9 protein-coding genes are annotated in these 11,802 nt (G+C 32.8%); 7 read left to right on the top strand and 2 right to left on the bottom strand.

Annotated elements, in window-relative coordinates:
• Window positions 1-111 precede the first annotated feature (111 nt).
• From RINTHH_RS05730 to RINTHH_RS05715, 5 genes are all read left to right on the top strand, one after another.
• Entirely contained in the window at window positions 112-1,584 is a 1,473-nt protein-coding gene (locus RINTHH_RS05730) for a TldD/PmbA family protein (protein WP_008234024.1), read from the top strand.
• Window positions 1,585-1,944: 360 nt separating this feature from the next.
• Entirely contained in the window at window positions 1,945-3,285 is a 1,341-nt protein-coding gene (locus RINTHH_RS05725; RefSeq protein ID WP_008234021.1) for a TldD/PmbA family protein, read from the top strand.
• A 1,262-nt stretch (window positions 3,286-4,547) separates the two neighbouring features.
• Complete coding sequence (locus RINTHH_RS11375; RefSeq protein ID WP_008234019.1) at window positions 4,548-4,679, top strand: hypothetical protein; 132 nt, start codon at window positions 4,548-4,550, stop codon at window positions 4,677-4,679.
• The gene (gene def / locus RINTHH_RS05720; protein WP_008234017.1) at window positions 4,657-5,220 is read left to right on the top strand and encodes a peptide deformylase; all 564 of its coding nucleotides are present in this window, start codon (window positions 4,657-4,659) and stop codon (window positions 5,218-5,220) included. Before RINTHH_RS11375 ends, def begins: the two co-directional genes overlap by 23 nt.
• A 13-nt stretch (window positions 5,221-5,233) precedes the next feature.
• Window positions 5,234-5,440 (top strand): hypothetical protein, encoded by a 207-nt coding sequence (locus tag RINTHH_RS05715; RefSeq protein WP_008234015.1) that lies wholly within the window; start codon window positions 5,234-5,236, stop codon window positions 5,438-5,440.
• Window positions 5,441-6,968: 1,528 nt separating this feature from the next.
• On the opposite strand, the gene rimM is transcribed toward RINTHH_RS05715, so the two are convergent.
• Complete coding sequence (gene rimM, locus RINTHH_RS05710; protein WP_008234014.1) at window positions 6,969-7,517, bottom strand: ribosome maturation factor RimM; 549 nt, start codon at window positions 7,515-7,517, stop codon at window positions 6,969-6,971.
• A gap of 1,442 nt (window positions 7,518-8,959) precedes the next feature.
• A complete protein-coding gene (locus RINTHH_RS10750) occupies window positions 8,960-9,172 on the bottom strand; it encodes a hypothetical protein (RefSeq protein ID WP_155943915.1) in 213 nt (70 codons plus the stop codon).
• Between the two features lie 235 nt (window positions 9,173-9,407).
• Between RINTHH_RS10750 and RINTHH_RS05705 the strand changes: the two genes are divergently transcribed.
• Complete coding sequence (locus RINTHH_RS05705; RefSeq protein WP_008234012.1) at window positions 9,408-9,758, top strand: histidine triad nucleotide-binding protein; 351 nt, start codon at window positions 9,408-9,410, stop codon at window positions 9,756-9,758.
• Between the two features lie 549 nt (window positions 9,759-10,307).
• Window positions 10,308-11,183: a lipoyl synthase gene (gene lipA, locus RINTHH_RS05700; protein ID WP_008234011.1), complete on the top strand. Its 876-nt coding sequence runs from the start codon at window positions 10,308-10,310 to the stop codon at window positions 11,181-11,183.
• Window positions 11,184-11,802 lie beyond the last annotated feature (619 nt).

Genomic DNA, 11,802 nt, shown 5'->3' with positions numbered 1-11,802 from the left:
AATAATTGACATATAACTACCTTTTAAGCTGCTATGATTTTCGGAGACTTGTTAGAATAGTCACAACTAGTAAATATATGAGCGCGTTCAGAGTCATAGAAGGATCAATTTATGCTTACAAGTTCTCTCCTAATTTCTCAGCAAATTCCTAATCTACAATATTCATCTACTTTAGAAAAATTTGATGACACCTGGGAAGCACCTTTATCTATTCTATTAGGATTGGGACGTGCTGCCGGTGCGGATTTCATTGAGTTTTTTCTTGAACGTGTTAATTATATTAGTTGTTTAGCTGAAGAAGATACAGTTACCAGTGTTGCCCCCCGTATTTCTACTGGTGCAGGAGTAAGGGTGTTTTATGATAAGGCTGATTGTTATGTTAGTACCAATGATTTATCTTTTAATGGTTTGAAAACTTCATTGGAAAAGTGCTTGTCAATTCTAGACTTGCAATTGCCTGAACCAAATGCTTTTATCCCCGAAATCAATCTGGAATTGTTGCGGGATTATGCAACTAAAAAGGGTAAAGATGCTTGGCTACCCCTATGCAGTTCAGTACCGGAAGTGGGTGACATATTATTAAATAGTACTAAACAGTTAAAGCGTAAAGCTAGCCATTTACAATCCCGAAGAGCATCATATTTTCGTGATTGGCAAGAGGTCTTAGTTGCTGCCAGTGATGGTACTTTTGCCCGTGACATCCGTCTTACTCAATCAGTAGGTTTCAATATCCTTTGTGCTGATGGTAGTTGTCGTAGTTCTATCGGTGAACGTATTGGCAATACAGGTGAACCTGATTTTCTTGGAACTTGGGATTATGAAGAATCTGCTGCAACAGTTGCTGAATCTACAGGTAAAATGCTTTACGCTGATTATGTTGAATCTGGCACCTACCCAGTTGTGATGGCAAATAACTTTGGTGGAGTAATTTTCCACGAAGCTTGTGGACACCTTTTAGAAACAACTCAAATTGAACGAAATACTTCACCTTTCACTGATAAGAAAGGTGAAAAAATTGCCCATGAAAACCTAACTGCCTGGGATGAAGGAAGAACAGAAAATGCTTTCGGTACGATTGACATGGATGATGAAGGAATGCCAGCCCAAAGAACTTTATTAATTGAAAAAGGCGTTCTCAAAAACTTTTTGTCAGACAGAGCTGGCTCTTGGCGTACTGGTCATCCTAGAACTGGCAGCGGTAGAAGACAGGGTTTCTCTTTCGCAGCAGCGAGTCGGATGCGGAACACCTATATTGCCCCAGGGCAATACTCTACAGATGACTTATTTGCTTCCATTGATAAAGGTATTTATTGTAAAAGAATGGGCGGTGGTAGTGTAGGTGCTACTGGTGAATTTAACTTTGGCGTAGATGAGGCCTATTTAATTGAAAATGGCAAAATCACTAAGCCTTTGAAGGGTGCGATATTAATTGGCGAAGCTAAAGAAATTATGAATAAAATTTCCATGTGTTCTCAAGACATATCACTGGCACCTGGGTTTTGTGGCTCTGTAAGTGGTAGCATTTACACCACTGTTGGACAACCTCATATTAAAGTGGATTTGATAACTGTTGGTGGAAGGTAAACAGTTATTGGTTTTAAGTGGTTTCCCTTAGGGGCTGATTTCCATAGTACAATTACTTCCTAGTATATGTAGTGGCTAATATGAAGGTAATTGTTCAACAATGAATGTTTTTTGCTTGGGGTTTCTAATCTGCAAGTTGTGAGGTAAAGTGTCAGGTAATATCTTTACTTAATTACTTTTAAAAGAGCTTATGAAGCTCTACTATTAAATTAAAACTCTGACTAAATAACTTATAATGCGTAGTTCTCTCCAAAAAACTCAAAAATTTTATACAAGGAATTAGTGAAGTTATAGCTGTGATAATCAACTTTATTATAACCTTGTAATGAAAAGATCAAATCATTACGTCCAAAATCGAGTATGACTAATATTAAAAATATAGGAAATTTTGCTAAGGAGAGTGCCGATAAACTAGGCATTAGAAAATTTGATATTTATGGGTCTAGTGCTGATTCTAGCAGCGTACAAGTAGATCAAGGGAAGCAGAAACAAGTAAAAGCCTCTAACCTTTCTGGTATCACTGTACGAGTATGGAATGAGAATAATACTATGGGCATTACCACCACTACAGATTTAGATGCTAGAGGGCTAGAATTGGCCTTGAAAACTGCATATGAAGCCAGCTTTTTTGGTATCAAGGAAAATATCCCTGATTTTAGCCCGGAGGCAGAATTGCCCATTGAAGGCAAACCGGAAAAACTAGTTCCTCAAGTTCCTATTTCTGAATTACTTAAAAGATTATTAATAGCAGAAAAGAATGTAGTTTCTGCCCACCCAGCAATAAAAAGTGTGCCTTATAATGCCTTATCTCAACAGAAGATCAGCAGATTCTACTTAAATAGCAAGGGTGCTATGAGGGCTGAATCTCATTCTTTGGCATCTATTTATCTGTATAGCAAGACTGAACAAGAAGGTAAAAAGCCCCGCAGTGCAGGTGCGTTTAGAATTAGTACAAGCCTAGAGGATCTAGATATTAATGGGTGTATTCAAGAAACCGTAGATAAAACTATTAGTCATTTAAATTATAAGAAAGCTCAATCCGGAAGGTATACTGTAGTTTTTTCTCCAGATGCCTTCTTAAGTTTGCTGGGTGCTTTTTCCAACCTATTCAATGCTCAAAATATTCTTGATAAACAAAGCTTGTCTGTTCCTGATGATATTGGAAAACAAATAGCCTCTCCTCTCATTTCTATAAATGATAACATATTACATCCGTCCAATATTAGTGCAGAAGCATTCGATAGTGAAGGTACTCCTACTCGTAAAGTATCATTGATAGAAAAAGGAGTTTTAAGTGGTTTTCTCCATAGTGCTGGAACAGCAAAACGTATGAATGCTAAACTCACTGGTAATGCAAATATTGGAGCGAAAGTTACTGTTAGTCCCAATTTTTATCATGTATTTGCTGGTAAAGCTGCAGAACAAGAATTAAGTCTGGAAACTGCAGAAAATATTATTTTAATTGATGATTTGCAGGCTCTACATGCAGGGGTAAAATCATTACAGGGTTCTTTCTCTCTTCCATTTGATGGTTGGATTATTAATAAGGGAGTCAAAACTAGTATTGATTCAGCAACAGTGGCAGGTGATTTTAAGGAATTATTGAAGTCTATTATATTTATAGAAAAAGAAGAAGAGTTAACTCCTGGCGGCGTATGCCCCAGAGTTTGGGCTGAAGGGCTTTCCATAACTGGGGAATAAAAATTAATAATTATCTATCTGCTCAAATAATTTGCAGTTTGTATAATGGCAAAGGCCAGAGCAAATCATCTTAAATTTTCTTTGGAATTACCAAGTAATTTTTAAGGTATTTGCCAAGTGAATCTTGGGAAAAGCAATCAGCTGAATAATTAAGTTGATTGCTTTTTAAATTAAAATATCATCAAATTAGTAGGCACAGATAAATTTGCTTGTAAAATTAAGAGAGACTAGAAATTCATTAATTCAGATGAAAGAAGATAATAAATACTAAGTTAGTAATAGACAGAGGGGGTCTGATTTTTTTACTAAAACTTCATCAATAATAACATACACTAACTATACTATTGGGGAGACTAGAAAACTTGTTAAAGAAGAACATAAGGCCCAATTTACTATTTTATAAGACAGATGACTTAGTACCTTCTTATATATCCAGTTTTAGGTTATATTAAGTGATGCTTATATCACATCACTTAATATAACCTATGATAGGGAAGTTGATTATTTATGAATTTGAATAAGATATTTAAATTCCTCAGTAATAAAAGATAATTAATGATTACAGTAAGGGAAAATAGACATCTGCGATTGTTGAGTAGTTACCAATCAAATTTGGAGTGTATGTCTTCTAATAATCCAGGTAAATCTGGGAAAAGTTTATTACAAATATTTACACTATCCTGAGCTTATATTTATAAGTATATTTTATGATTTACATAAAATATAGATTGCCCTTATCTTGAATTTTCAAAACATATAAAACCCCCATATTCCATAACTTAGGAGTGAAATTTCTTAGAGAAATCGGTTAAGTAAGATTTATATATTACCCATATTCACCTTACTCAGCAAGTATTCATAATAGAGGAGTCTTAATAGAAGGAATATATATTAGTAAATATTATAGATACGGAAAAATATTTGTCTCTATGAATAGACATTTAAGTTTTAAAATAGCTAAGCTAAAAGGCAAAATAATAGAAATAGAAATATAAGCATAAAAAGATCTGAAGTTATTATTTTATAATAACTTTAAGAATACAAAGGTCAATGAAATTCGTTCGTCATCCTTATTATTACTAACTACAACTTCTTATAGTTTAGGGAAAATATTTAGTCGGCAAAATTGTAAAGACTGAGTACTGAGACTTATATTATTTTTAGATTTATTACTTTCTAATATCATACCTACAATGTTAATTTTATAATCTGCCCTTGAGAAAATAATCATTATTAGGTGAATACGATCCAGCCCAAAAACCATGTCTTGCGAATATGAACGTGGTTTAAATAAAAGCTATGAGAGAATTGTTAGGATTAAAAAACTAGAAGCCTATGCAAACTTACCCCAAAATAGAGAGTTAAAGGATCATGTCCGCAGAAATTGCCATTGAGAAGAAAAAGTTAACAAATCCACCATTAGAATTACATTACTTAGGTGATCGTGTTCTCCGTCAAACAGCAAAACGTATAGCCAGAGTAGATGAAAATATTCGTCAAATTGTACGTCAGATGTTGCAAACTATGTACAGTAAGGATGGGGTCGGTCTTGCTGCACCCCAAGTTGGTATTAATAAACAATTAATTGTCATTGATTGTGAACCAGATAACTCTACTAATCCTCCCTTAGTTTTAATTAATCCTGTTATCAAACAAGTCAGTAAGGAACTGACTTCAGCACAGGAAGGATGTTTAAGCATTCCAGGTGTTTATATGAGTGTAACCCGTCCAGAGGAGGTGGAGATTGCCTACAAGGATGAAAATGGTTGTCCTAAAACCTCAAAGGCTAGAGATCTATTAGGACGCTGTATCCAACATGAAATGGATCACTTGAATGGAATTGTATTTGTAGATCGTATAAATAATTTCTTGTCCTTAACCCAAGAATTATCTGAGCATGGGTTTTCCATACAAGCAGTTAAGCATATCCCTTAAGAAGACTAAACTAATGAATTCCATAACTCCCAAAAGTGGTTTATTTTTAGCTTTTTCTTGTATTACTGCAATTGCAGCAGTTGGTTCAATTTTTGAAATTACTTCTGGACAACCAGATCTAGGTATTCAGAATACTGTCATTATTCTAGGGCTAAGTATTCCCCTCAGTGGATTATTTTTTATTGCTGCCGTAAAAGATACCAGGGCCAATATCAAGTAAGTATCAGTTATCAATCTAGGAAAAGGGGAAATTAAGGATATATTAATTTCCCCTTTTCCTCTCAGTTAAAATGGTTTGTTTCTGTAGGCTAATTCTCTGATTTTCCATACCTAGTCCTCAATATTTGCCATTCTTAAGTAAGTATCTCTATTATTTTTGATTCATTAATCAAAGCCAAATATATGGCTTTATGCATAGATAGGAATTAAAATATCTATAAAAGAGCTTAAGCTCTTAATTTGATTCTGGCAAAATTCAGTTGAGATTATTTTACTATAATCCCCTACATATAGGTAATAAATAATAATATACTTGCAATTTTTATTTTTGAATTTGTAGCAGTAGTCTTGATAGCTGCTATAAACTTCCAGATTTTACTAATCTGTACATATAAATGCTATATGCATTTAATTAAAATCAAAATCTTTTGCCATATCTTCATATATAAATATTGCTATTATATATATAATTTATTTGTATACCTATGGGTATTTATATAACTAAATTCAACCATATACGGCTTTAAATAATCAAGTTTTGAATATTATTTAAAATTTAAAATTAAATTGGCAATACTTTATGTCTTTATAATTATTTTTTTATTTTAGTAATTTTAAACACTTATAGAGAATTGAACCAGGAGAAATAGATTTAAGCAATAAACAAATAAACTGAGACGATGTTTAAAACTCTATTAATACCTTCTGTATTGTCCGTATAGTATTATTTATAACCAACAAGCAAGCATAAGACCTAAGATTTTTGCTTTGGGGGTTCTACATAAAGCCAAGTTTAGATATCTCTAGGAATAATGAGTGAAAAGACTAGGTGTTATTGTGATTATTTAAAGTGCAAACAAAATTTACAGAATTACCAAATAGTCAGTGCGATGATAATTTTTTTAGATGCTAATTTATTAGTATTATTTTCATTTTCCCTAAGTTGAATAAAATTGAGATTTTAGATTGAATTTTTATCATGTTTTACCAAAATTTGTATCAGACAATGAAGTGGCATAGGAAATTTGAGAAATTCTGCTTTTGTAATGATACTGAGTTCTTCACACTAAACTGGTATAAGTCTGTGGGGCCATACTTCTAATAAAAAATAATAGCATTTCCGCAACTGTATATTAGTAGGTCTCTTTTAGAAGGCTCTACAGCTCATTAGAAACAATAGAGTACTCCAACTGTCTACTTATTAAGCCATTAATGTAAACTCTCTTCATCTAAAATCTACCATACTGAAGTTTTCGAGGTATTTCTCTTAGAACTTGCTCTTTTTATCTAGCAAGTAACAACATCTGTTATTGATTCAGTGAGGAAATAATATTTTTTAAAAGTTTGTCAAATACAACAGATAAAAATCTGAAGATAGGGTATCCAAACTTATTAAGGATAAGTTCCCTGAATAATTTTTGTCGTCTACTTTAGTATTAGTAAATAGAGAAAAAGCTATAATTGCAGTAGTATTTGGATATGTAGTTTTTATCTTGAATGGTAATATTCTAATGGCAAAATGCAAATTGCTACTGATTTATATCTAGTAAACCAGGTGGGGGAGTTATTTCAATTCGACGGCTAGGTAAATCTACCACAGGTGTAATTTCTTTCACGAATGGTATCAAAATATTTTTAGTTGACTTCCTCTTATTTCCTTTTGTTGGTTCAACTTCTAGTAGATTATGCCCGGCAATAATTACATCCACTACTTCTCCTATCAAATCCCCTGTTGATTTGAGGTATACTGGCATTCCAATCAAATCCAGCACATGATACTCATCATCTTCTAAAACTGGGCGGTCACTTGCTAAAACTAATAATTTACTTCCCCTTATTTCTTCTGCTTGCTCACGATTCTCAACCCCTTGCAACTTAATTATATATAATTCCTTGTTTTTCAAATATCTAACATAAAGTAATTCCACTGAAGTTGGTATGTTAACTTTAGGACGTAATAACCAGTGGTTTCCGGAATTTTCAAAACGTTCTGGAAAATCAGTTTTTGGATAAACCCTCATTTCCCCATGCAACCCATAAGGAGCGACTATCTTACCAATTTCTATCCATTCACTCATAAGTTTGCAATTTTAGCAAGTTACATACACATAATAAATTATGAGGTTATGATAACCCATCCCTAATATTTTCCAGTTTAATTGTCTCATATTATTAATGAATTTCAAGGGTGTAAGTAATTATGGATTTAGTTATAACCCAATTACAATTTTTCTAAAGCTGATTACTAATCAACCCTAAATTTCATAATTTTATTTATTTATGGATATTTGACAAAATAAATGACTATTTGAACATTAATTAAAAATACTATAGATGGTTACTGATCCTCCAATACATAACACTAATTTATAATGGGGATATTATTTAAATAATGAGATTTTATAAATCACTAATTAAACATACAAGACATATTTAAACTGATATAAAGAAATAGGTCGCATCAGATTAATGCAAAGGTAACCTTCTATAAATTGTGACGGTGTAGTTTTTCCTATTTATAGTCTGATCAGACTGATGGTATTTCCCAAGTTGCTAATACCTCACTAAGAAAATGTTTAGAATTTGAGTATAAATTCACCTAAATCAAGCAAATAAGTCGAACATTAAGTACAAAAAATGATGATATAAAGAAAACAGAATTTTAAGAATATACCAATATATTGAGTCATCATTATGGATTAATGTGGAAGTATAAATAGCATGTTATTTAAAATCCCATCAATTATGTCATTTTTGTAATGATAGTCAATTTAGGTTTTAAAACACAATTAAATAATTTGCTTATTGCAAATTTAAACGCTTAACTTTTATTATTTTATCTTGTATTCTATTCTCATCTGTGTTTCTCTCTGGGAGAATCCTGCAATTAATTATTTTGGAATAAAATAATTATAGATATATAGCTAGGGAAAGTTTATATAAGCATATTATTTATAAATTTTAATGATTTTTTTAAGCCTAACTAATGACTTACTTAAGTATGCATACTACATGCCACCATTTAAATATATTCCACCAGTTACTTGACTCTGTTTGGAGGTGTTTATGAGTTCGTTATCATTTTATTATAGCGTTGTCCCTTATAATCCTAGGATTTTATCTTGCTTGTTTATTAGATAGTCTTCTCTTGTTATAAGTTATCTATAACACCTGCACCAAAATTATGTTTGATCCATATTGGAGTACGAGATTGTATTGAAAAAGTTTTCTACCAATATATTAAATATAAAGTGTGCTTCGGAATGCGGTTATTATTGAAGTAATTATTCAGAACAAATGCAAATCAATACTAACTAAGGCAAAATTGATTTTAAATATGACTGACTGAGTGGTAAGGTAAATATTAATTAAACTGTCTTCTAAAGATAGACATAAAAATCGTGACATTTTTCATCAAAAATTTGTTAGTTCTATCTAGATTAATACTAGGTTTAAAAAGTACAAAGAAATGCTTATATTATTTATATAATCACCATTGAAGATCAATACATAACTAGATTCAGAATCGTAAAAACTGCAAAAGTGTCAAGCGTTTAAAAACAAAAATTTTTGGTGATATGGTGATCTTGGGTGAATCAAATGTACCTCGTAAGTTTCTAGGAAACTCTACAGTAAGAAAATCACCCGCTTGATGACTAGCCAACAAATCCCCTATGTTATTTGGGAATACCATTAAAATTAAACTATGTTCACTAACCGCATCAATTTTCAAGGATTGATAAATAATTGGTTATACCCTTCTCTATAATTTAGAGGACTCCTAGAGATGGGGTATTTTTACCCCATCTCTAGCCCAATAATGGAAGTATTAACTCCACCAAAATTTTGAGGGAATTGTATCAGTATTTGACATACCATAAGTTTTAGTGGGCTGTGAATTAAATATTTCCCACTACTGATACTAAATCTTATAGTGTTTCTAACAAGTAACCAAATTATGAGTTGCCATGAGTGAAATAAAAGAAACGGTCTTCAGCAAAATAATTCGTCGAGAAATCCCTGTCGATATTATTTATGAAGATGACTTAGCACTCGCATTCAAAGATATTCAGCCGCAGGCACCGGTTCACATTTTAGTCATTCCTAAAAAGCCCATTCCTAAATTGGCTGATGTAGAGCCCCAAGATTATACTCTCGTTGGACATTTACTATTAATAGTCAGGCATATTGCTAAACAGGCTGGATTAGCGAGTGGTTATCGTGTGGTAATAAACAATGGTAGTGATGCTGGTCAAACAGTCAACCATTTGCATATACATTTATTAGGTGGAAGACAGATGAAATGGCCTCCTGGTTAAAGGTTTAGGTAGATGCCATCACCATCCCATGAAAATTTTTTAGTACCCCTGATGGTGTAATGTACGAAATAATTTCTTTTTTGGGTTACTGTAATTTACATACCTGACTTAGCATATGAATTTGCTAACATTTGCTTGTAAACCTGAAAATATAGTAGAAGGTTTAACTGAAGGTGTTTTATTGAAATATATTTAAGTTTTCTTACATTCTTAAATGCTATAATTAGCATAATTTATTACTATCAATGAGAACCTTAATAATGGCAACTGTTGTCAAAATATAGAATAATAAATGCCAAGATTTGAGTGAATCAGGTATGCTCTTGAAAATTATTGTGCCAAGGTGGAATTATATGGTGGGATCAATATAATTTACTGCAATCGAATTGGGTATTTTGCTGGTTGTTTAATACTAATTTCCAATGTAATGTAGAACTTTCACTTGATGGCAGCACATTTTATGCCACTATCAAATGGGATCATAGGATTTTAATTTGAAATCCTAAGTTGTTTGCCAGAAAATTGAATTAATTTAAAACCTAGAATTTTATGACTGTTAAACCGGAATGGTTAAGGGTAAAAGCCCCACAATGGCAGCGTGTAGGAGATGTTAAAGAAATTCTCAGGGGTTTGGCACTTAATACAGTGTGTGAAGAGGCATCCTGCCCAAATATTGGTGAGTGTTTCCATGCAGGAACTGCTACATTTTTAATTATGGGACCAACTTGTACTCGTGCCTGCCCTTACTGTGATATTAATTTTGAAAAAAAGCCAAAGGAATTAGATCCCACTGAACCTACACGATTATCAGAAGCTGTACTTCACATGAAGCTGAATCATGTTGTAATTACTTCTGTCAATAGGGATGATTTACCGGATGGTGGTGCTTCTCAGTTTGTCCATTGTATTGAATCTATTCGTAAAGTTTCTCCCCAAACAACTATAGAAGTGTTAATTCCAGATTTGTGTGGTAATTGGCAAGCATTGAAAATAATTCTCTCTGCACAACCAGAAGTTCTAAATCACAATACAGAAACTGTTCCTCGTTTATATAAGCGAGTTCGTCCTCAAGGAAATTATAAACTAACTTTAGATTTATTACAGACATCAAGGCAAATTGCACCTCATATATACATAAAATCAGGTATTATGGTTGGACTAGGGGAAACGGATGCAGAAGTTCGAAATTGTATGCAAGAGTTGCGTGCTGTGGGATGTGATATTCTAACTATTGGACAATACCTTCAACCAACATCTAAACATTTGCAAGTCGATAATTTTGTTGCCCCCGAAAAGTTTGCCACTTGGCAAGCTTTTGGTGAGAAACTAGGTTTCTTACAAGTTGTTTCCTCCCCATTAACAAGAAGTTCATACCATGCGGAGCAAGTAAGGAAATTGATAGAGCAACATCCACGTAATTTATAGCTTCAGACCATCAGGGTGTTTTATAAACATAAATCAACCTGCTATTGTCCCAAAGATTATTTGCCTTGAAAGCAATAGACAGCCTAATAATTCTAATTATAGGTGGAACACATACAGTGCAAATTAAAAATAGGGCTTTGCCAAATTACAGGTAACTTCACTTGATTTTGATTTATATCAGTTGTTCAGTGATTTCAAAGGCCAATTTGTCAGTACTAAAAATAACTGTTGCGGGCAATACTAATGTGGTAGCAGGAAAATACCAGGACGATTTTTGGTAAGCTGGGTCGTATACTGTAAGCAAACCCTGCAGTTCATTTCAGTAATGAATGCTAGTACATAAAACTGAGTTTCTAAAACCAAACTCAGTGGTTAAAGGTATTAAATACATCTTCGGTAAATCACAAACAAGACTTCCCATATTTTGATAGTTTTGCAAGTTGACCATAAAAATTTCTACCTTTGTAGATGAATGATGTGCTGTTAGCACAATTAATATGAGTATTTTACTCAACTTAAAATACCTGAGATCATCACAGATATAACTTTAGATAATAGTAAAATTTTTATGGGAATCGAGTGAAGTATTGAGTTAAGACTTTGGGAATGATCACGAAAG

Source organism: Richelia intracellularis HH01 (assembly GCF_000350105.1).
Classification (GTDB): domain Bacteria; phylum Cyanobacteriota; class Cyanobacteriia; order Cyanobacteriales; family Nostocaceae; genus Richelia; species Richelia intracellularis.
The sequence above is the reverse complement of the archived record's forward strand: the minus strand, read 5'-3'. Positions and strand labels throughout refer to the sequence as shown.